20 protein-coding genes are annotated in these 22372 nt (G+C 58.1%); 13 read left to right on the forward strand and 7 right to left on the reverse strand.

Going from position 1 to position 22372, the window contains the following annotated elements; translation table 11 throughout:
• Positions 1–14 precede the first annotated feature (14 nt).
• Positions 15–2975, reverse strand: a complete 2961-nt coding sequence (gene uvrA / locus BANAN_RS04280; RefSeq protein WP_014697697.1) for an excinuclease ABC subunit UvrA — start codon at positions 2973–2975, stop codon at positions 15–17.
• 328 nt (positions 2976–3303) lie between these two features.
• On the opposite strand from uvrA, the gene BANAN_RS04285 reads away from it, so the two are divergent.
• The 4 genes from BANAN_RS04285 (at position 3304) to BANAN_RS04300 (ending at position 7158) form a co-directional block, all read left to right on the forward strand.
• Positions 3304–4257: a hypothetical protein gene (locus tag BANAN_RS04285; RefSeq protein ID WP_014697698.1), complete on the forward strand. Its 954-nt coding sequence runs from the start codon at positions 3304–3306 to the stop codon at positions 4255–4257.
• A 96-nt stretch (positions 4258–4353) separates the two neighbouring features.
• Complete coding sequence (locus BANAN_RS04290; protein WP_041777001.1) at positions 4354–4881, forward strand: DNA-deoxyinosine glycosylase; 528 nt, start codon at positions 4354–4356, stop codon at positions 4879–4881.
• Between the two features lie 56 nt (positions 4882–4937).
• Entirely contained in the window at positions 4938–5567 is a 630-nt protein-coding gene (locus BANAN_RS04295) for an alpha/beta hydrolase (protein WP_014697700.1), read from the forward strand.
• Positions 5557–7158 carry an ABC-F family ATP-binding cassette domain-containing protein gene (locus tag BANAN_RS04300; protein WP_014697701.1) on the forward strand — a complete coding sequence of 534 codons (1602 nt, stop codon included), beginning with the start codon at positions 5557–5559 and terminating at the stop codon, positions 7156–7158. The genes BANAN_RS04295 and BANAN_RS04300 overlap by 11 nt, the downstream gene beginning before the upstream one ends.
• Positions 7159–7264: 106 nt before the next feature.
• On the opposite strand, the gene BANAN_RS04305 is transcribed toward BANAN_RS04300, so the two are convergent.
• From BANAN_RS04305 to bsh, 3 genes are all read right to left on the reverse strand, one after another.
• Positions 7265–8335 (reverse strand): cation diffusion facilitator family transporter, encoded by a 1071-nt coding sequence (locus BANAN_RS04305; protein ID WP_014697702.1) that lies wholly within the window; start codon positions 8333–8335, stop codon positions 7265–7267.
• Between the two features lie 51 nt (positions 8336–8386).
• Positions 8387–9160 carry a carboxymuconolactone decarboxylase family protein gene (locus BANAN_RS04310; protein WP_014697703.1) on the reverse strand — a complete coding sequence of 258 codons (774 nt, stop codon included), beginning with the start codon at positions 9158–9160 and terminating at the stop codon, positions 8387–8389.
• Between the two features lie 120 nt (positions 9161–9280).
• Positions 9281–10225 (reverse strand): choloylglycine hydrolase, encoded by a 945-nt coding sequence (gene bsh, locus BANAN_RS04315; protein ID WP_014697704.1) that lies wholly within the window; start codon positions 10223–10225, stop codon positions 9281–9283.
• Positions 10226–10435: 210 nt separating this feature from the next.
• Here bsh and BANAN_RS04320 point away from each other — a divergent pair, with 210 nt between their 5' ends.
• From BANAN_RS04320 to BANAN_RS04330, 3 genes are all read left to right on the forward strand, one after another.
• Positions 10436–12247 (forward strand): bifunctional ADP-dependent NAD(P)H-hydrate dehydratase/NAD(P)H-hydrate epimerase, encoded by a 1812-nt coding sequence (locus tag BANAN_RS04320; protein WP_014697705.1) that lies wholly within the window; start codon positions 10436–10438, stop codon positions 12245–12247.
• Positions 12248–12376: 129 nt separating this feature from the next.
• Entirely contained in the window at positions 12377–12940 is a 564-nt protein-coding gene (locus BANAN_RS04325) for a redoxin domain-containing protein (protein ID WP_014697706.1), read from the forward strand.
• Positions 12941–12958: 18 nt separating this feature from the next.
• Positions 12959–14731: an FAD-dependent oxidoreductase gene (locus tag BANAN_RS04330; protein ID WP_014697707.1), complete on the forward strand. Its 1773-nt coding sequence runs from the start codon at positions 12959–12961 to the stop codon at positions 14729–14731.
• 90 nt (positions 14732–14821) lie between these two features.
• Here BANAN_RS04330 and BANAN_RS04335 read toward each other — a convergent pair whose 3' ends face one another.
• The gene (locus BANAN_RS04335) at positions 14822–15748 is read right to left on the reverse strand and encodes a LysR family transcriptional regulator (RefSeq protein ID WP_014697708.1); all 927 of its coding nucleotides are present in this window, start codon (positions 15746–15748) and stop codon (positions 14822–14824) included.
• 68 nt (positions 15749–15816) lie between these two features.
• On the reverse strand, positions 15817–16455 hold the full coding sequence (locus BANAN_RS04340; RefSeq protein WP_014697709.1) for an HAD family hydrolase: 639 nt from the start codon (positions 16453–16455) through the stop codon (positions 15817–15819).
• A gap of 171 nt (positions 16456–16626) precedes the next feature.
• On the opposite strand from BANAN_RS04340, the gene BANAN_RS04345 reads away from it, so the two are divergent.
• The 4 genes from BANAN_RS04345 (at position 16627) to BANAN_RS04360 (ending at position 20178) form a co-directional block, all read left to right on the forward strand.
• Positions 16627–17610: a hypothetical protein gene (locus BANAN_RS04345; protein ID WP_014697710.1), complete on the forward strand. Its 984-nt coding sequence runs from the start codon at positions 16627–16629 to the stop codon at positions 17608–17610.
• Between the two features lie 425 nt (positions 17611–18035).
• Positions 18036–18944, forward strand: coding sequence for an ADP-ribosylglycohydrolase family protein (locus BANAN_RS04350; RefSeq protein ID WP_014697711.1), 909 nt, complete (start codon positions 18036–18038; stop codon positions 18942–18944).
• 172 nt (positions 18945–19116) lie between these two features.
• On the forward strand, positions 19117–19461 hold the full coding sequence (locus BANAN_RS04355; protein ID WP_014697712.1) for a winged helix-turn-helix transcriptional regulator: 345 nt from the start codon (positions 19117–19119) through the stop codon (positions 19459–19461).
• Positions 19462–19644: 183 nt separating this feature from the next.
• A complete protein-coding gene (locus tag BANAN_RS04360) occupies positions 19645–20178 on the forward strand; it encodes an NUDIX domain-containing protein (RefSeq protein WP_014697714.1) in 534 nt (177 codons plus the stop codon).
• A 6-nt stretch (positions 20179–20184) separates the two neighbouring features.
• Here BANAN_RS04360 and BANAN_RS04365 read toward each other — a convergent pair whose 3' ends face one another.
• Positions 20185–20610, reverse strand: a complete 426-nt coding sequence (locus BANAN_RS04365; protein WP_014697715.1) for a GNAT family N-acetyltransferase — start codon at positions 20608–20610, stop codon at positions 20185–20187.
• 321 nt (positions 20611–20931) lie between these two features.
• On the opposite strand from BANAN_RS04365, the gene BANAN_RS04370 reads away from it, so the two are divergent.
• Positions 20932–21609: a DUF1819 family protein gene (locus tag BANAN_RS04370; RefSeq protein ID WP_041777002.1), complete on the forward strand. Its 678-nt coding sequence runs from the start codon at positions 20932–20934 to the stop codon at positions 21607–21609.
• 6 nt (positions 21610–21615) lie between these two features.
• The gene (locus BANAN_RS04375; protein ID WP_014697717.1) at positions 21616–22323 is read left to right on the forward strand and encodes a DUF1788 domain-containing protein; all 708 of its coding nucleotides are present in this window, start codon (positions 21616–21618) and stop codon (positions 22321–22323) included.
• Positions 22324–22372: the final 49 nt, after the last annotated feature.

Genomic DNA, 22372 nt, shown 5'->3' on the forward strand with positions numbered 1-22372 from the left:
GGCATGGCAATGTGTCATTGGTGCATGTCGCACGATGCCCGTTCGAGCATCGGTGCGAGGAATCTGCCTGTCCAAGACCCCTCGCATGTGACCAGATGCTCTGGCGTTCCCTCGGCGACGATCGTGCCACCTCCATCGCCGCCCTCGGGACCAAGGTCGATGAGCCAGTCGCAGGACTTCACCACATCGAGGTTGTGCTCGATGATGATCACCGTGTTGCCTTTGTCGACGAGTCCCTGCAGCACCAGCAGCAACTTGTTCACGTCTTCGAAGTGCAGGCCGGTGGTGGGCTCGTCGAGAATGTAGACCGTCTTGCCGGTGGAACGTCGTTGCAGCTCGGTGGCCAGTTTCACGCGTTGGGATTCGCCACCCGACAACGTGGTGGCTGGCTGTCCGAGACGGATATACCCCAGCCCGACGTCCACCAATGTGTTAAGGTAGCGTGAGATGGAGGGGTACGCCTTGAAGAACTCGGCGGCTTCGCTGATCGGCATGTCGAGGATGTCGCTGACGGTCTTGCCGTTGTACTTCACCTCGAGTGTTTCGCGATTATAGCGTTTGCCGTGGCATTCCTCGCATTCCACATAGACATCCGGAAGGAAGTTCATCTCGATCTTCAAGGTGCCGTCACCGTGACAGGCTTCGCAACGGCCGCCCTTGACATTGAAGGAGAACCGTCCGGGACCGTAGCCGCGAACCTGTGCCTCGGGAGTCTTGGCGAACAGGGCGCGGATTTTGTCCCATACGCCGGTGTAGGTCGCCGGATTCGAACGGGGGGTGCGTCCGATCGGGTTCTGGTCGACATGAATCACTTTGTCGCACTGGCCCACACCCTCGACACGCGTATGCTTGCCGGGCACGATCCGTGCACCGTTGAGCTTGTCGGCCAGCACCGGGTAGAGAATCTGATTCACGAGCGTCGATTTGCCGGATCCGGAGACGCCGGTCACGCAGGTCATCACGCCGAGGGGGAACTTGACGTCGATGTTCTTCAGATTGTTCTCGCGGGCGCCCACCACCTTCAGCATGCGTGAACGGTCTATCTTGCGCCGTGTCTTCGGCACTTCGATGCTACGGCGCCCCGCAATGTAGTCGCCGGTGATCGACCGCGGCGCGTTGACAAGGTGTTCGGCGGGGCCGGAATACACGACCTCTCCGCCCTGTTCGCCGGCCTTCGGGCCGATGTCTACCACCCAATCGGCGCTCGTGATCGTGTCTTCATCATGTTCGACCACCACGAGCGTGTTGCCGAGGTCGCGAAGATGATGCAATGTGGAGATGAGCCGGGCGTTGTCTCGCTGATGCAGTCCGATTGACGGCTCGTCGAGTACGTACATGACGCCCACGAGTCCGGAGCCGATTTGGGTCGCCAGTCGAATGCGCTGGGCTTCGCCTCCAGACAGCGTTTTGGCGGCACGGGAAAGAGTGAGGTAGTTCAGGCCGACATCGTTGAGGAATCCGAGGCGTGCTCGGATCTCCTTGACCACCTCACCCGCGATTTTCGCCGCAGCTCCGGTCAGTGAGAGGTTGTTGATCCATTCGAGGCTGCGCTCGGCCGCCATGTCGCACACATCGGCGATTGATTCCCCGTCGACGGTGATGGCCAGCACCTCCGGTCGGAGTCGCTTGCCGTGGCAGGCGCTGCAGGGCACTTCGCGCATGTACGATTCATAGTATTGTTTGCGTTGTTCGGAATCGGTCTCCTCGTGTCGTCGCATGAGGGATCGAATCACACCTTCGAAGCCGGTGGTGTATTCGCGCATACGTCCCCAGCGGTTACGATACGAAACCTCAACCTTGAAGTCGCGGCCGTAGAGGATTGCCTGGCGCACCTCCTCGGGGAGGTCCTTCCATGGGGTATCGAGACTGAACCCCATCTGATCGGCGAGTCCTTCAAGCAGGTGACGGTAATAGTCGCCGCTGCTCTTCGTCATCATCCAAGGCTCTATGGCTCCCTCGTTCAACGTCTTGTCGGGGTCGGGAACCACGAGTTCGGGGTCGATTTCCAAGCTGAAACCGAGGCCCGTACATTCCGGGCATGCACCATAGGGCGCATTGAACGAGAACGTGCGCGGCTCGATCTCGTCGAGATCGAGGGTATGGCCATTCGGGCAGGCCATATGCTCGGAGAACGGCACCTGCCTTTTCGGATCGTCCTGTGGCAGGTCGACGAATTCGGCGACCATCACCCCATGGGCCAATCGCAGCGCAGTCTCAACGGAATCCGTAAGACGCTGGCGAATGCCATCACGAATCACCAAACGGTCGATGACGACCGAGATCGTATGCTTCTTCTGCTTCGTCAGCGTGATGTCGTCGGACAGTTGCCGCATCTCGCCGTCTATGATGGCTCTTGCGTACCCATCGCCACGCAGAAGTTCGAGCAGATCGGTGAACTCCCCTTTTCGCCCTCGCACTACTGGCGCCAGAATCTGGAAGCGGGTTCGCTCGGGGTATGCGAGCAGTGCATCCACCATCTGCTGGGGGGTCTGGGCCTGCACCGGTTCGCCACACACCGGGCAGTGCGGTATGCCGGTTCTGGCGAACAGCAGGCGCAGGTAATCGTAGATTTCGGTAATCGTTCCCACCGTGGAACGTGGATTGCGGTTGGTCGTTTTCTGGTCGATGGAGACCGCCGGGCTCAGACCCTCGATGAAATCGACATCCGGTTTGTCCATCTGCCCGAGGAACTGGCGGGCATAGGCGGAAAGCGATTCGACATACCTGCGCTGGCCCTCCGCGAACAACGTGTCGAAAGCCATCGATGACTTGCCGGACCCCGATAGGCCTGTGAACACGACCATGCGGTTTCGGGGGAATTCCAGATCCACATCCTTGAGGTTGTGCTCGCGGGCACCCTGCACCACGATTTTGAGATCATTGGGCAAGTGGCCGATGTCGGCCACCAGATTGCCATCGTGTTCCTCGAGGGGTGCCTTGCCGAGCTCCCTGCTCAGGAACGAGTCGCTCGTCATCACCTTTTCCACGACCGTTTCCCTGCTCGCCCGTGCATCATGATTTGCCAAGGCATTCCTCCCGTCAGGCATCGCTCTTTCCACGCCGTCTGTATGCAATCGGCTTATGTGTATGCAGTATCGTACATCAATTCCACGCAAAAGTCGAACACTTGTTCGATTGTGGGACGTGTGCCGCAGCCACCCAAATAACAACATATGCCGTCGCCGCATATTCCATCGTCGGGTTTTCCCGGTTGACTGAATTCGATGCTCATGCCGAACATGCGCGCCGGCTGGCTATATCGTGGAGTCATACACATGCATTCACTCGTATTTGGGAGAGCTGATGGGCGAGAAGAGACAGACAGAGCATACGCAGGCCAATGCGGTGACCGTGGAGCCGAAAAGCAGTTTGCAGCGTTCGCAACAGAAGGTGCGGCATGACATTGAGATGATCTGTACGTGGGTGTCGTTCGCCGCATTGGTCGTGTGCAACGTGCTGGCACAGACCGGCGTGATGCGTCGAATGGTCAAGCCGCAGCATTCGGAGGCGTTCACTTGGTTCGTGCCGGCGCGATATACGGATCTCATCTGGGCGGTCATATTCGTGTCCGCCGCCGTTTGGCTTGTGCGTCTCGGCAACGATAAGCACCGCGCGAGGAACCTGGGCAAGATCCCGGCCAGTCTCCTCGGAATCTTGTTCATTGCCGCCTGCGTACTGCAAATCGCGTGGCTGTTCTGCTTCCATGCCGTGAACTACCCGGCCACGATCACCTTGGTGTTTGCCTCGACCATAGTGATCTGGGTGCTATGGTTCTTCTCCCGGAGACATGACAGAACGCTGTGGGGCTGGGTTCCGTTCTCGCTTTGGGGTTCATGGCTGGGAATCGAGACCATCACCGACATCGCACGCGCAGTGAGCTACTATCTGTCCAAAGACGGTTCGCTTTCTGCGTTCGGACAGATGATTTCCACAATCATCCTGGCTTTGCTGTTGCTGGCTGCCGCCTGCGCCATGCGCTGGTACATGGGTGATTGGGTGTTCGGGCTGTGCGTGTTGTGGTCCGTGCTCGGAGTGGCGATTCGAATCATGGACACTTCGAAGATCACCGCAGTGATTGTCATCATCGCCGAGACCATCGCCGCCGCACTCATGTATCTGCCATGGCGTCATCTGACCGGAAGGCTCAATTCCGCGGACGCGCTCTCCTCGGCACATGCGGGTGCGGTGGATGAGCAGGGACGGAAGAGCGTGGAATCCGACGGAGAACTGCAATCGACGGATCACCCAGGCGCCTAGGAGCATAGGTGAGGCTTTCGTCACGCCGTCTGTGAGTCAGCCAGCCGCGTACCGGAATTTCCCGGGTACGCGGCTGTTGTGTATGAGGTGAGCACTATGGAACGATTTATTCATGTGGAGCATGGTTTCGGACCCTGCTATGCGGCGGATTCGACTCGCCTGTTCCTTGGCACCATGGCGAGCCCGAAATCACGGGAAGCCGGCTTCTTCTACATGCATCCGCGCAACCGGTTCTGGCCGATCATGCAGGCGTTGTTCGCCGATCCGGAAGATGCATCCGACGTGGTTGGAGACACCCCGGATTCACGCCGGGCATTCGCACTGCGTCACCGGTTCGCGTTGTGGGACACGGTGGAGTCATGCGATATTGTCGGCGCCAGCGATTCGAGCATCCGCAACGTCGTGCCCAGCGACTTGAGCGAGATCATTCGCAATTCACAGATCTCACATATCTACGCGTGCGGGCAGAAGGCGGACCAGCTGTTCCACAAATACAGCGAGCCGATGCTCGAGTGCAATGGCATCCATGTGCCTGAAACGGCTCTTCCCTCCACTTCCCCTGCATACGCCTCGAAGACGCTCGACCAACTTGTCGACATATATCGAGAGCGCATTTTCGACTGATTCCGGTTCGCCTGCCGGTTGAAGATGTAGGAATAAGAAGACCCAAGGAGCCTGATATGCTCAACGCCCTATGCCATATCCACGACGATTCCTCGCCGCTGTTCCTCATGTTCCACGGATACGGAAATGACGAGCATGAAATGATCCGCGTCATTGAGGCCGTTGGCAAGCACAACCAGATGAGCTACATCAGTTTCCGCGCCCCATTCGAGCGCGAGTACATGGGCGGCTATTCGTGGTACCCGCATGGATGCGGCGCCGAGGAGCGCAGACGGTTGGCAGATGAAAACATCGGGGGAATCATGAGGTTGCTCGACTCCCCCATCTGCCGCAATCGTCCGACCGTCTGCATCGGTTTCTCCCAAGGTGGCTATATGAGTCTGCGTATGGTGCTTGCGGAACCCACGATGTTCGACGCCGCCATATTGATGAGCCCCTCCTTCGTCGGCGGATTATCCGATGACGAGCGGGAGCGGCTCATGCACAGCCGTACACGTTTCTTACTATGCTATGGCGAGGATGACACGACGATTCCGCGGGCCGACCAATGCAGGATCCGCGAATGCCTGCAGCGGACCGGCAGGCTGACATACCGGGACTACCCGCAGACGGCACATGCGATCGTCGCCCGGGAGATACAAGACATACGAGAGTTCATACAGGAGATGGTGACCCATGCCGATTGACGCGCAGGGACTTGAGATTCAGATCGGTGCCCGCACGCTGCTGCACCCGACGAACTTCCATGTGACGAAGGGTGACAAAATCGGCCTGGTGGGCCGAAACGGCGCAGGCAAGACCACACTCACCCGCGTCATCACCGGAGACATGCTCCCCACCGCGGGCACCGTTCGTGTCTCGGGCAAACTCGGCTACCTTCCGCAGGACACCCATGCCGCTGATCCGGAACAGACGGCGCTCGACCGTATGATGAGCGCACGTGACATCGCCTCAATCATCAAACGAATCCGCAAGGCCGAGAAAGAGATGACCAGCCCGGATCCGGACGTGATAACGAAGGCGATGAACCGGTACGACAAGGCGATGCAGGATTTCGAGAAAGCCGGCGGGTATGCGGCGCAATCGGAGGCGACCGCAATGGCCGCCAGCCTCGGCCTACCCCAGGAGGTCATGGGCCAACAACTCGGCACGCTCTCCGGCGGACAACGCCGGCGCATAGAACTGGCACGCATCCTCTTCTCCGATGCCGACACGCTCATCCTGGACGAACCGACAAACCATCTAGATGCCGATTCCATACTGTGGTTGCGCGAATTCCTGAAGAAATACGAAGGCGGATTCCTCGTAATCTCCCACTCCAACGAACTGCTCGACGAGGTGGTGAACAAAGTATGGCACCTCGACGCCCAGCTCGGCCAGATCGACATGTACTCGCTCGGTTGGAAGGCATACCTACACCAGCGCGTCGTGGACGAGGAGCGCCGTCGCCGTGAGCGTGAAGTGGCTGAGAAGAAGGCCGAGCGCCTCATGCAGCAGGGCATTCGACTGCATGCCAAAGCCACAAAAGCCGTGGCAGCGCAGAACATGATGCGTCGAGCCGAACGTCTCCTCGCCGAAACCTCCGTGGCCCAGAAGAAGGAGAAGGTGGCCGACATACGCTTCCCGGAGCCGGCACCATGCGGCAAGACCCCCATCGAGGCGAAGGACATCTCGAAAGCCTATGGCTCGAACATCGTATTCGCGGGAGTCAATCTGGCCATCGACAAAGGCTCCCGGGTGGTCATCCTCGGGTACAACGGTGCGGGCAAGACCACCACACTGCGTTTGCTCGCCCATCTTGAGGAGCCGGACACCGGCGTAGTCGAATACGGCCATGGCGCGAAAATCGGCTATTTCGCCCAGGAGCACGACACCCTGGATCTAGGCATCACCGTGCTCGAGAACCTGCAGCGAGTGGCACCCGAACTCACCGACACCCAAGCGCGCTCCATACTCGGATCGTTCCTGTTCTCCGGTGACGATGCCTTCAAACTCACCCACGTGCTTTCGGGCGGCGAGAAGACCCGACTGGCGCTCGCCACGTTGGTGACCTCCCGTGCCAATGTGCTGCTGCTCGACGAACCCACGAACAATCTCGATCCCGCCTCGCGCAATGAGATTCTCAAGGCAATCTCGAAATACGAGGGAGCGATTGTGCTGGTCACCCACGATGAGGGCGCCGTCGAGGCGCTCCGACCAGAGCGCGTGCTGCTCATGCCGGATGGCGACGAGGATCTGTGGAACGATTCGTATCTGGAGCTTGTCGCCGAGGAGTGAAGGCGATGGGATGGGTTGCGGCGTTGTTTGCGTGCGCAATCAGGATTCGCATATCATAGTGGCCCGGACGAAAGTTCGGGCCACTATGATATGCGAATCCTGATTGCTACTCCATGAGATCAACCGGTTCGTCCGGCGTCCCCGCCTGCGTCTCTCGCATCACATCGGGTTCCACATAGATTTCCCAGTTATACCATGGCATCGCGGTACGCACCGCATCCTCGATTTTGTTCACCGTCGTCACATCGTAATCACGGTCGAGCTTGGAGGTCTGCACTTTGAGGCAGAGCAGAATGTTGTCTTCCGACATATGCACGCTCTGCATGTTGAGGAGATCCTCCACGCCCTCGGTTCCCTCGACCGCCTTGATGATCCGCTCCTGTGTCAACGGGCTCACCGACTCCCCTATGAGCAGCGAACCGGTCTTGTAGGCGAGGAGCAGCGAACCGGCAATCAACACGATGCCTACGAACATGCCGCCAAGCGCATCGTACAGTTCGTCACCGGTGCAGATCGCGAGTCCTATGCCGAGGAAGGCGAACACCAGACCGATCAATGCGAGCGTGTCTTCCATGATCACCGAGGCGAGGTCGGCGGATTTCGTCACTCTCCAGAACCGATAGATACCCATATGCGGCATTCCGGTATGCCGCATGCGTTCATTGGACTCTTTGACCGACTGGTGCAGACCGTACCCCTCAAGGCAGGCGCTGATGATCACGACGATCAGCGCAACCACGAGCTCACCCCGGTTCGCCACTCGTGCCGACTGATCGGAGAGCACCTCGGTGATCTTCTTGACGGCCTCGCTTGTCGAGAAGAAGCCGCCCACGAAGAACAGCAAGGTTGCCACGACGAACGATGCCAAGTATTTGACGCGGAACCAACCGAAGGGGTGTTGTGGGTTCTTGCGTTTCTTGCGGGCCACGCTGCCGCCGGCCATCAATACGATCTCATTCGTGCAGTCCGCTATCGAATGCACCGATTCGGAGAGCATGGCCGAGGATTGTGTGAATGCCCAAGCCGCGAGTTTGGCGATGGCCACGCCGACGTTCGCCGCCAACGCCGCCTTGACGGCTGCGCCCTCATGTTTTCTCTCTTCCTGGACGATCGGATTGTCCGGTTTGGGTGGAATATGCCGAGGTTGTGCCATATCGGTCTGCGTGGATGTACTCATTGCTCACTTCTTCACTGATTGCAAGGGTGCGGAACCGCACGGGCGGTTCGGTCACACTGTCTGTTTGTCATTATGGGTCACTTCCGCAATGGTTTTCACGGCGTTCACCGCGCGCGGATACCCGATGTACGGCAGGCATTGCGAAGCCACTGCGATGAGGAAATGCGCGGTGTTGCCCACCCGGAGGTTCGCCATGATATGGCCGCGCAGCTCATTGGCGCAATCCGGTTGTGCCATGAGCAGGCAGAATGCAATCATCTCCCGTTCCTGCAAGCTCAGTCCGTTCCGCGTGAAGTAGGCACCGAGGTAATCGCCGCGGATCCAGGAATCGATGTGACCGGCGCCCATCTTGCGAAACTCCTCGTCACTGTCTGCAGATTCGCCGAAAAGTGTTCTGTGCAGTGAGGTACCTTCCTTTGCGCGGTTTTGCTTACCGATTGCGGATTGCGGCGCCAAGGGCAGTTCCACATTCTCCACATTGAGATAATCATTGATTCGTTTGAGATACGGCAGTGTATGCGCGAAACCGATCAAAGGCGTGGCCTCATACACGATTTCCTTGAGTTCAACGGAGGTGACGCCGGAATGATATGAGATAGGCAGCATCATCTCGAAGGCATCCATGCCCTGTGAGCCGATGATGGCTGCGATGATCGCCATGCAACGGGCATGGTCGTCGAGCTTCTCATCATTGGCACCGGGCTCATTGACCACCGTGTCATATGCGAATTCGCTGAAGATCCCAATGAACTCGGGATCTGTCTCGCTCAGTGTGCGATCGGCATTCCAGAACCGGTTCATCTTCCTATGCAGCTCCTCGAACATGCCGTTCCTCCGCCCTCTCTCGGCATAGAAATCGGGACCCACGCATGCGCAGGTCCCGAATACGTGTTGCCCCAGTCTACGAGGCAATCGTTACCGAACGGAGTCCTCTGGCGTCCTCGCTCACTTGCTCTGCAACTGGTTCGAGGAGGCGTCGAAATCCTTGACGGCATAGGAATGCACGGCCATATCGTCGTACTTCTTCAAATACACGGTCTGCGTGGCCGTTGAATAGCAGTCGGAATACAGCGTTTTCTCGAATTCGCCGTTCGCCGAGATTGCAGTCCCCTCGATCACTGCGGCGGTCGACAACGTCTTGAACAGGCGGTTCACGTTGGCATCCTCGCCGCTCTGCGTCGGATAATGCGTATTGTTGTATGCCGCGCGCACGAAGCGCGCCATGGAACCATAGCCACCCGGAAGACCCTGGGAGCTGTTGGAATCCTGATTGGTCTCAAGTTCCGAGCTTCCCCATTTCACCGACTTGCCGGTACGCGGGGAAACGTAGGCGTAATTGTCGAGATGCTCGATCTGCTGTGGGAACGGTGGCTGATTGGTAAGCACATCGACGTCGTCATCGTAGACGTGCATGCCGTCCTCGGTGCATTCGACGACGATGCTGCGGGTGTTGTCGGCGATGATCCAATGCAGTGTGGCCACCGGGAACCTGTCATTGATGGGCTTGCCGACGATCGTCACATTCTTCAGAGCCTCCTGCACATCGTCCACACTGGTGAAGTTGCGGGTGACCCACAGGGGGAACTCGTATGCGGCCACGTTCGTGGTGAAGTTGACCGCCTCGGTGGCGTACTTGCAGTACTTGGCGAAGTTGAGACCCGCCACGGCGAGGCCGGCATCGTTCATGCAGTCGAAATACAGCGGCGTATCTTCCACGATGATGCCGATGCCGATCACCGGGTGGTTCTTGTCTTCGGCATTGAATGCCGGCGTGTAATGGTAATCATGTGGGGCGAATACGATTTTCTCCCCGTAATCCTCGCTCCAATCGAGATTGCGTCCGAAGTACATATTGTTCTGTCCATCGTCAAAACGAACGGCTGTGCACATTGCAGTTCCTTCCGATATGCCCGGCGGGGAAATCCGCATGGGCGTCATGCCCAATTCTATGGGCGGGGAATTCGTCCATGTCGATTTATCGTTGAGAGGTGAAGCAAACAGGGTACGCTATCGCCCAATCATGCATGCCGCCTTGCGCCGCGTACTAGAGTTGAGACTATTCGCCGTCCTGTTTTATGGACCATACGGAAGGGATGTCTTATGGCCTCACAGACCGCTCAACGCGAGCAGACCGCAGCGCTCGATGACGCACACATCGATTTGCTGACCACCACCGCCTACAGTGTGGCCAATGTGCGTGCCATGGAGCAACCCCTGTTGGCGGAGGGCGTGCCTCTCATGCGCATGGCGGCACGCGCCACGGCGCACAAGATCCTGCAGATCATAGAAGACGCTCCCCTTGACCCGCATGACATACGGGTCAGCGTGCTTGTCGGTGCGGGAGACAACGGTGCAGATGGCCTGTTCACCGGTGCCATGCTTGCGGCACAGGGCGTGAACGTGACGGCCATTGCCGTCGGCAAGCAGCTGCATGAACAGGGGTTCGTCACTTTCGTGCAGTCCGGCGGCCACATTTGGACGCTTGATCCGGGTTCACGCATTCCCGGCGTGCCCACCGGATTCTCCTCGGGAGAGGCCGGGCAACGACTTGAGACGGCCATTCGCTACGCCAAACGCTCCCATATCATCGTTGATGCAATGACCGGTATAGGCGTACGCGATGCCCTGCAGGGCATTCCCCGCGCACTCGCAGAGGTGCTTGGCGCCTTCAAGTCCGACGAGGGTAGCGAACACAAGCCGTTGGTGGTTGCGGTCGATACGCCCTCGGGCATAGGCGTGGATGATGGCACATTGCCGGGTGCCTACATTCCCGCGGACATCACGATGATGTTTGGTGCACTGAAGCCCTGCGCCATGCTCCCCCCTGCCGCATACGCCTGCGGTGAGATCAATCTGGTGGATTTCGGCTTCGACCTCGAATCCGCGGTGCCTGGCGTTGAGATGGTGGATGCCGATTTCGCCCGCATGTCGATTCATGAGCCGAAGGTGACCGACTCGAAATACACGCGAGGTGTGGTGGGGCTCATCACCGGATCGGTGCAATACCCCGGTGCCGCAGTGCTCTCCACCACCGCAGCTGCCCGCTCGAACATAGGCATGGTGCGCTACCTCGGCCCACAACATGCCCAGGACCTGGTGTTGCAGGCATTGCCCGAAGCCACAATGGGTAAGGGACGCGTTGAAGCCTGGGTGGTGGGCAGTGGCGTTCCGGGGGAAGACACGCAGGACATCCAACGGGAGGCCATTGAATCGTTGCTGGCACATTATGAATTCACCGATCCGGCACCGGCGGAATCGGTGAGCGACATTGATGGCGGCGATGTGGAATACAGCGATGCCCAGCAGGACGAGGAGGCCAGGAACATGCCTCCGATCGTGGTGGATGCCGGCGCCCTCGACCTGCTGCCCCGACATGTGCCCTCACAGGTCGTGCTCACGCCCCATGCCAACGAGCTGTCCAGACTCCTGACGCGTATCGACGAACCGGTGAATGCAGCTGAGATAGAACAACGCCCCCTGTATTTCGCACGACGTGCGGCACGTCTCACCGGGGCCACAGTGCTGCTCAAGGGCGCGTTGACCATTGTGGTTGGACCCGATGATGACTCAATGGGGCGCGTGCTCGTGTCAGGCCGGGCGCCAGCCACCCTGGCCACTGCAGGGGCTGGTGACGTGCTCGCGGGCATGACCGGAGCATTGTTGGCCCAGCAAGGCGACGCCTATCTCGAAGATCCCGACACCGTTCCCGAAACAGCTGCCGCGGCCGCATACCTTCATGGACTGGCGGCCTCGCTGGCCTCTCATGCAACTCAACATGCCTGGAACAAACCGAACATCGTGGGATTGGAAGAGACCGATGCCGACGAATCCCTCGGACGCCCCATCATCGCCTCCGACATCGTCCGTGCGGTTCCGGAGGCGTTCCGTCGCTTGGGAAGCATGGAAGGTTGATCCGCATGTGAGGCACATCATATGTGACGTTCGCCGCATTCGCTCTGAGTAGACCCGCGTACAATCCACGCTGCATGTGGCCATACTCGAAGAAGGATCTTTTGGCAATCCATCGAAAGGAAGATTACCATGTCAATGTTGCAGCATAATCTCATCGATTTCTCCGTGGAGGCCTACCATGACGGGGCACTTGAGACCATAGGCAAGGAGGATCTGCTCGGTCATTGGTCGTTGCTGTTCTTCTATCCTGCCGGCTTCTCCTTCGTCTGCCCCACTGAGCTTGAGGACCTGCAGGATCATTACGCCGAGTTCAAGAAGGCCGGTTGTGAGATCTACTCGGTGTCGTGCGACACCCAGTGGGTGCACAAGGCTTGGCATGATGCCAATGAGAAGATCGGCAAGGTGCAGTACCCGATGCTCGCCGACACCACCGGCAAGCTCGCCCGTGATCTGAAGACCTATAACGAGGAGTCCGGCTTGGCCGAACGCGGCGATTTCATCATCGACCCCGAGGGCAAGGTGGTGGCCTATGAGGTCATCTCTTCGAACGTCGGGCGCAATGCAGAGGAGATCCTGCGCCGTGTGAAGGCGTCGCAGTTCGTGTACGAGCATGGCGATCAGGTGTGCCCGGCCAAGTGGGAGCCCGGCGACGAAACGCTCGAGCCGAGCCTCGACCTCGTGGGTGAACTCTGATCGGAAGCGTATTGGAGCATGAACGATTCGAAACTCTATGACGCGATTGTGATCGGTGGGGGCCCTGCAGGCCTCACCGCCGGCATGTACCTCGCGCGTGCACGTTACCGCACCCTCATCATTGAGAAAGAGGACTTCGGCGGTCAGATCACCATCACGGCGGAAGTGGTCAATTACCCCGGTGTACCGCGCACCAATGGCCATGCACTCACGAAGGCGATGCGCCAGCAAGCGCAGGATTTCGGTGCCGAACTCACCGTTGGCGATGTCACCGGCATCGAGGAAGATCCAGACCGTTCCGGTTTGAAGATCGTGCATACGAAGCGAGGCGATTACCGGTGCTTCGCGGTCATTCTGGCCATGGGGGCTGCTCCGCGCAAGGTCGGTTTCGACGGTGAACTCGAATATGCCGGCCGAGGAGTCGCCTATTGCGCCACTTGCGATGGCGAGTTCTTCACCGGCAAGGACGTCATTGTGGTCGGAGGCGGTTTCGCCGCAGCTGAGGAGTCGGTGTTCCTCACCCGCTTTGCACGCAAGGTGACGTTGCTGGTGCGTGAGGACGACTTCACCTGCGATGCCATGGTGGCACAGAAGGCCAAGGACAACCCGAACATCGAGATTCACTATGGCACCGAGCTCGTCGGGGTGCAGGCCGGTGAGCAAGGACTCGACAGGGCCGTGTGGCGTTCGGTCGCCACCGGTACGCAAACCGTCTGGCAGCCAGACAATGGAGGCACCTTCGGCGTGTTCGTATTCGCCGGATATGTGCCACAGACCGCTGTGGTGAAAGGAATCGTCGACCTTGATCCGCAGGGATATGTGATCGCCGACGAACATATGCAGACCAGCCGGCCGGGCATATTCGCCGCAGGCGATCTTCGGGTGAAGGATCTGCGCCAGGTCGTCACGGCAACCGCCGATGGCGCCATCGCCGCGGTGAACGCAGAACGGTATGCTGCCGCGAAAAGTCTGGAGACGGGCATCGTGCCGAAACGTGTGGACCATAGTGTCTATGAGCAGGAGGAGCAGCAGGCTGCGCGGAACAAGCCTGCGGGCACCACCCCTGCCCCGGCTCCGGACCGCAGCCAGTCGGAAGATCCGCAGAACACGGTGTCCGCGGTGTTCAATGACGACGTGATCAAACAACTCAATGTGGTCTTCTCACGCATGGCGCGGCCGCTGACATTGCAGCTGCAGCTCGACGAGACGAAGACCTCGTCCGATCTCAAGGCGTTCATCACTGAACTGGTGCGCCTGAGCGACGGCAAGCTCGACATGATCGAAGACAAGGTGGGTAAGATCGCCCCCAACGGGCGTGGCGAATTCGATGTGAACGATCCATTGCCGTTTGCCGCCCCTCTGGTCAGCATCATGGTACGTGACGATGCGGGGATGCTGGTGCCCACCGGCTTGACATTCCACGGCGTGCCGACCGGCCATGAGTTCCATTCGTTCGTGCTTGGCCTCTACAATGCGGCAGGCCCCGGTCAGCCACTCATCGGAGACGAGGCCGAACGAATCGAGGCGATTCACGATCCCACCGAGATCATGATCCTGGTGAGTCTGACGTGCACGATGTGCCCGGAGACGGTTCGTGCCTCCCAGCGCATTGCCGCGGCGAACCCGAATGTCAGGGCCGAAGCCTACGACGTCGCCCACTTCCCCGAACTCAAGGAGAAGTACGACGTCATGAGCGTGCCGTGCATCGTACTCAATCGCGGAGGCAGGCAAACCGTCGAGTTCGGCAAGAAGAACGTCAGTCAGATGCTCGATCTGATCGACGCACTGTGAGTGATCTGTAACCGAAAACACGTCGCGGGCGCATATGTTTGCTCATATGCGCCCGCGACGTGCTTTGGGTGGGGGCGAAGTAGGCAGGTGTCAATCTGAAATGATCGTATATCCGTGGTTCGCAATGACCCCCTTGAGCTTGTCGAGATAGGTCTGTGCAGCCTTCGAGAGTTTCGCGCGTTCGTTCGTGATCCAACCCAGCAGCATCGTCTCGTCGGTGTCGAGCGGAATCGTCATGATCTTCTCATTATTAAGGTCGCCGTTATCGATTCCAGTGCATACCGTATACCCGTTGAGCCCGATGATGAAGTTCAGAATGGTCGCACGGTCGGTCACATTGATCTGCTTGGGCGAATACTCCGGCCACACCGCCTCTTCGGCGAAGAAGAAGGAGCCCTCCTCCCCCTGTTCGTACTGGATGAACGGGAAGGGCTTGAGATCGTCCATCGTCACTTTCTTCTTCATCGACAGCGGGTTGTCTTTCGAGATGAACACGTGCAACGGCGCGCGGAAGAGCGGGTGGAACTCGAGGTGCTTCTCTCGCAGCATCTTGCCGATCACATGCGTGTTGTAGTCGGAAAGGTACAGGATGCCGATCTCGGAACGCATGTTCGCAACCTGATTGATGATGTCTTTCGTGCGCGTCTCGCGAATGGTGAACTCGTATTCATCCGATTTGAACGAGTTGATCATCTCGACGAAGGCCTCGACCGCGAACATGTAATGCTGTGTGGAGACGGAGCACAGCTGCTTGCGCGGTTTCGCGTTCTTGTACCGTTCCTCCAACAGATCCGCCTGGTCGAGCACCTGCCGCGCATAGGTGAGGAATTCCGCGCCGTCGACGGTCAGCGCAATGCCCTGCGAGGAGCGCGTGAAGATCTCTATGCCGAGCTCGTTCTCGAGTTCCTTGACCGACGAGCTCAACGCAGGTTGCGAAACGTACAGTGCGTGCGACGCCTCGTTCATCGACCCGCATTCGACAATCTTGACGATGTACCGCAGCTGCAACAGTGTCATGTGATTCTCCCCGAGGTTGTTGTCAACGAGTAGTGTACCGACCGGGAATCGCCCGACCAAACGGTTGCTCAGTGTTCGAGCGAAAACAGGTCACGCTTCGCCTGTGCCACGTCGCTGAATCTGAATGCATGCCAGCCCACGGATTTCGCGCCGTCCACGTTGCGCTGCGTGTCGTCGAAGAACACGGTGGTCTGCGGTTCCAGATTGAAGCGGGACTGCGCCAGCTCGTAGATGTCGGCGTTCGGCTTGCGCAGTTTCTCTATGCCAGACACCACGGTTCCGCTCAGCAATCGCTGGAGCTGCGGGTACTTCTCGAACGCGAAATGGAATGTGTCCGCCGACCAGTTGGTCAATCCCCAGACATGCACCCCTTGTTCGCACAGTTCGGTGAGCAGTTCCTCGGCGCCGTCGACCAGCTGCGGCAACGCATCGCCATAATGCTCGATGTAATAACGGTACACTTCGGCGATCTCGTCACCCTGCTCCGCACGCACCAGTTCGAGCACATCCGCGAAATCCGCGCCACCGTCCATGAGATCCTCGTAATGGAAGAAACCATACGGATCGTTGTCCGCACAGATGTCCGCCACCAGCTGCTCGGGGTACACTCCGTCGAGCGCCGCATGGCATTGCCAGTCGATCAGCACGCCGCAGAAATCAAAGACGACGTCACTCACCGCCCTGTTCGCCGTCTGGTTCTCACCCATGTTCGCCTCTTCCTGCAATTACTGCAATCGGTTCCTGCGTCAGTATAATTCAAGCATTACCGATATGCCGGCAATTCCCATACCTCGATCAACCCCAGGGAGAGCTAGACGACGACACGCTGACGAGTGGAGTGAATTTACACGGATGCACCGGCCATATATGGTCGACGCATGGGGTATTCGGACGAGACGAGTGCCAGCGAGGCACGAGGGCTGCAACGCGAGCGACGCGATCTGGAGGTTCAACGCTGTGCAGCCGCCGAGGATGTGTGCGGGCGGCAGGTGGCATGCATCTTCGCGCTCACGACGGCATTGGCGCTCATGGGGTTGGATTGGACTCCACTCACGACTAAGGCGACAAGACGGCGTTTGAGACCTGAGTATCTACAGGTTGTGGTGGGTCCGTCGGACTTCAAGCCCGAAGACAGAATCGCCGGCAAACGCCATGGAAAGATTTACGGTCGATTCAGTGTCACCTACTTCAAAAGCGGGATTCCTCTGAAGACGATCGAAGTCGCCCCAGGTGTCACCTGCACCTCATGCGCATCCACCTGGCTGATGTTCGCCCAGTGGCTGGATTTGGAGGAGTTGGTGAAGCTCGGCGATGCCATGATGCGTCGGTACACACTTCACGAGATGATGACTATACAGGATTTCGTCGATTTCCTCGATTGGGTAGATGAGTATGCCAGACGTAATCATAGGTATGCTCCACGAGGCATTATGAAATGCCGGAAGGCGTTGCCGCTGATGGCACAAGGTACCGATTCGGTTGCGGAAACTATGTTGCGTTTGATACTGATTCGCTATGGCCTGCCAATCCCTCGCGTCAATTACCAACTCGTCTTGCGCGATGGTTCACTGGTGTTTCTGGACCTTGCCTACCCTGAGGCGAAGATCGACATCGAATACGATGGGCGTCATCATCGCTATCAATGGGCACGGGATGCCCAGCGGACCATGAAGATCCGTGCCGAAGGATGGGAATATTTCCAGGTTACCTATGAGATGCTCTCCGACGATGAGCAAATGTTTATGGTGGTCACGCTCGTTGCCCGGTGCCTCAAGGAACGAACAGGCAAGGATTACCTGCTGCCGCAGCCATTGACTTTGGAACAGGCGGCCGACCAACGTCGCGCGGTCTGGCATGGTTGATTTCGGTTTTACCGGCCGTCATTCGTCTCTTTTTGCAAAAAAGTGGAGATCCCTCCATAACATCTTGGTTTCAAGAGCGGCAAAACTCGACCACCTCCACGTAGCGGGATTCGTAATATCCGGATTTCCGTTACCCTTGGGCACCGCTACTTGTGGGCTTGGCATTTTGCCGCTCTTGAAACCAAGATATGCGCGGCCAGTCGATTGCCACCGCCTCTCTTCCGGTAATTGTTCCGCGACCGTCACCAAATGCCGTGACTGGTTCGCACGGATCAGACTCCTTGTTCAGGTATATGCTTGATGTATTTGCTTATTCAACGTACGCTTCCGGTCGGTGGACGCCCACATATCGTTCAAAGAATGCTGGCAATGGACGCATTCGACAAGATCGTGCAGAGGAGCTCATGAGTCAGATGGGGGATGGAATGACCGGCATATTCGGCGCGATCATAGGCGATATCGTCGGCTCGAGATACGAAGCCAATCCAATCAAAACCAAGCATTTCCCGCTGTTCTCCAACGGTTGCCGATTCACCGACGACACGGTGATGACCTGCGCGGTAGCCGAGGGCATCATGAATGGCGGTAGCGCAGATGATTTCATTGATGCGATGAAGAAATACGGGCGCATGTACCCGAACGCGGGCTATGGTCCCCGGTTCATGCGCTGGCTGTTCTCCGACAGTCGTGAGCCCATCGGCAGTTTCGGCAACGGATCGGCCATGCGCATCTCGCCTTGTGCGTGGATGATGAACTGCGGATTCACCGCACGGACTGGATTCATGCCCATCGGAGGTCGCGAACTCGCCGAGCGCTCGATCACGGTGACCCACGACGATCCCGAAGGTGTTAGAGGAGGGATGGCAGTGGCCGACGCGATCTTCCTCGCGCGATACTACTTCGGTGGCTGCCGCGGTGAACATGAGAGGTCTCTGGCCGACAATCCTGCCTCATGCAGGCAACGGGTCAAAGACCACATCATCCACGAATACAGGTACAACATGAGCCGATCACTGGGCAAAATCCGTCCAGACTACCGGTTCGACGCCACATGCCAAGGTTCTGTGCCAGAGGCCATCACCTGCTTCCTGGAAAGCACCGGCTTCGAGGATGCCATACGCAATGCGGTCTCATTGGGAGGAGACAGCGATACCCAGGCAGCCATAGCTGCAAGCATTGCACAGGCCGCCTACGGCATTCCCGACAGCATAGCCGAACAGGCGCTCTCCTATCTGCCCATGCCCTTGCGTGACGTGCTGACCCGATGGGATGCATTCTATAGAGACCTTGACGAGCCGCCGCTCTTTTTCGAGCATCGCCCGTACGGCGCATGAAAATCGAAAGTGGACGTTACGAGGGAATGTCCTATTGCCCTCATTGCAGGAAAGCAGGAATTGTGGGGTGATGATTTGGAGGGTTTTAGATTCAGTTGAAGAAGTAAGTTTTGAAAACTTACTATTCGTAAGGTTATTATATTACGTTACTTTCATCTGATACACTACCAGCATGGAACAACTCGATATCTTCGCAAAGGACTGCCCCGCACGCTTCCCACTGCAGGTGATCAGCGGCAAATGGGGGCTGCTCGTCATTCTGGCCCTCGAGAAGAAACCGCTGCGTTTCAGTGAATTGGTGCATAACATCGGCGGCATCAGCGAGCGCATGGCTTCGCAGACGCTCAAGTACCTGGAGCAGATTGGCGTGGTTCGTCGCGAGGTGCTGCAGCGTTCGAAGCCACCGCAGGTCTATTATGAGTTGACGTCGTTGGGTCGGCGGTTTCTCAAGCCGCTTGGCGAGCTGGTCGAGACAGTGAGTGCGCATGTGGACACGATGGCGTATCACCGTAGCTGATTCCGTATGACTGTACGTGCGAATTGGATTCCAAATCATGTCCGCGATGCCAATCATTACATTTCATTTCATCGCATCTCATCGACGCAAAAAGGGACATTCTGACGCTGGAGGTGTCTCCTCTTACGTCTTGGAGAGAGCGTATCAGTCAATTGGCGATGCCCGTACAATCATGGAGGTGGTATGACTGAGGAACCATTGAGTCTTGAGCTCGAAGATACCGAATGGCCGTTCGAATATATTGATCATGATCGACCAATCGCGCGGGCCATCGTCATCGATGCTCACGCGTACTTCTATTTTCTGCGGGTGCAGCGTACCGATATCTTCGGCAATGCGGTGACGATCGAAACCTCCGGAGGAGGCATCGAACCAGGTGAGACTCCCACGGAGGCGGTGATGCGCGAGGTTAGGGAGGAGCTTGGAGCTGAGATTGAGATTCTCGGCGAGATTGGCTTGATCAGTGATTACTATAATCGGATTCACCGCCATAATATCAATCACTACTACCTGTGCCAGGCGCTTTCGTTCGGCGAGACGAATCTGACGGAGCTGGAGCGGACGAGATTCAATCTGTCTACATTGAAGCTCACCTATGCGCAGGCCGTCGCCGAATACAGGAGATGCGAGGATTCCAAGCTCGGCAGACTGATTGCGGCACGTGAGCTGCCAATGCTGGAGCGAGCATGGGGCATGCTCGGAAAGTTGGGATATTAGTGAGATTCAGGTGTCAATGCGCGTGAGTTCGGCGAGCGCCTTGTTGCGGTAGGTCAGGTCGTCGCGCGGTGTGAATCCGAGCCGTTGCCAGAACGCGTTGCCATCCGCGTTGCGAGCGAAGACGACGAGCGCCACCTTGGCAATCCCCTCGTCGGTGAGCGCATGCAACGCCGCTTCGACGAGCGCGGTGCCGATGCCCTGGTGGCGGTGGTCGGGACTGATCGCGGTATGGTAGATGTATCCGCGTCGCCCATCATGCCCGGCGATGATGACGCCGGTGATGCGCCCGTCGCGCTCGTCCACGAAGCATGTGGTCGGGTTGCGCGCCAGATATTTGGCGATGCCGTCGCGTGAGTCGTCGATGGTGTTGAGTCCCATGCCGGCGCATGTCATCCAGCATGCGTAAACGGCGTCGTAGTCGTCGATCGTCATTGGTCGGATCATTGATGGATCCCTCCATGAGTATTAGCGTTTGTGAGCATTATGTCTGTTGTTGCGTATCGTACACACATATAAAGAGCCAGGGTGCGGGTGGATTTTGCCATGTGGACTGGGCTAAAGGTTTATAGGGATTGTTGCTTGACTACTCGCGCTATATCTTTTTAGCTCGCTGGTGCGCAGGGCAAGGAACGCCATTCGTTGCTGTACTTGGTTATACTTGGTTATACGTGGTTATATCCAGTTATATTTCGTTGTCAGTATTGGCTACACTGTTTAGCTGCACAAACAGATGAATGCCTGGAGGGTGGTACTATGCGCGAGCGTTGGGGGGCTGAACGCCCTCAGCAGGATGCACGCTATCGCCTCTCCTTCACCGTTGGTGGTCTACTGGCGACACAGAGTGTGGTGTGCGCACGCTATTTTCTTTCCCGTCACCCACAAATGGATACATTGACCGTTCAGACGGGCGCAGCGATTGTCTCTATCCGCGATGAGATCGTCGATATCAATGCGCTGGCAATCCGTACCGCGTCCGCGAACAAACGCATCACAGCTGAGGTATGCAAACGGCTGAGCACGTTGTCCTATGAGGAACTTGGCTTTCTGGCTTCGGACCGATCCTCCCCGCAGGATCGGCGTTATCTGCTGTGGATCGCGATGTGCCGGTATTACCTGTTCGTCGGCGAGTTCGCCTCCGAGGTGCTCCGCGAGCGCTTCCTGCTCGGCGAGACGATCTCTCTTGCCGACTATGACCGTTTCGTGCTCAACAAGGCGTTGTGGCATCCGGAGCTCGAGTCGGTCAGCACGGCGACGGCGTCGAAGCTGCGCGGCAACGTGTTCAAGGCGATGCGCGAGGCGGAGCTCATCGAGGGCGGTCCCCGTGGCGCCTGTGCGATTGTCCCCGCCGTGCCCGGCCATACGTTGTCCGAAATGGAGGGGCCGGACGCCGCTTCGCTGCTGTTCCTCCCTGTCCGTGGTCTAGTGAACTGAGGTCATATGCAATCGTATTCCTTCTCCGGCTATGATGCGCTCCTGTCCGACGGATCCTACGACGCGACCAAGGATTTCGAACATGTGTTCGAAGTCATGTCGCAGCCGTCGTTCCTGCATATGACCGGTCTGGGCGGCGAGCAGCCGTTCTACATCTGCGACTATCCGGCGGAACGCGAGCTCGAGGTGCGCCGATGTATCGATACGCTTGCTGCACGTCTGCGCACGACGAAGTACGCGGACGGCTCTCCCGCCCCCAGCATCCTGCGCATCGACCTGTTCGACAACGTATGCGAGTTCCTCAGGCACCGCGGCGTGCTCGAGCGCGTCATCGCCCTCGAACCGCGTCGGCATACGCAGATCTCCTCCGATCCGATGCTCGACGGGTTCCTCGGGCTGCTCGTCAACATGGTGAACGCGACGACGAACAACCTGTACGACTTCCTCGCCGAACATTACGAGCAGGCGTTCAAGAACGGCGAGGCGGACATCGTGTTCATCACCGGCATCGGCGCCGTCTACCCCTATGTGCGCGGCCACACGCTGCTCAACAACCTGCAGGGGCGCATCGAGGACAGCCCCCTCGTCATGTTTTTCCCCGGCACCTATGCGCAGAGTTCCGCGTCCGGCTCGTCGATGCGCCTGTACGACCGGATCGAAGCGGAGAACTACTACCGAGCGAAGAACATCCGGGACGTGGCCATCATCAGCTGACAGCGCCGCACACCGACGACTCGACGAACAGGCATAGAAGGAAGAAGGA

It is taken from the genome of Bifidobacterium animalis subsp. animalis ATCC 25527 (genome assembly GCF_000260715.1).
In the GTDB taxonomy this organism is placed as follows: Bacteria; Actinomycetota; Actinomycetes; order Actinomycetales; family Bifidobacteriaceae; genus Bifidobacterium; species Bifidobacterium animalis.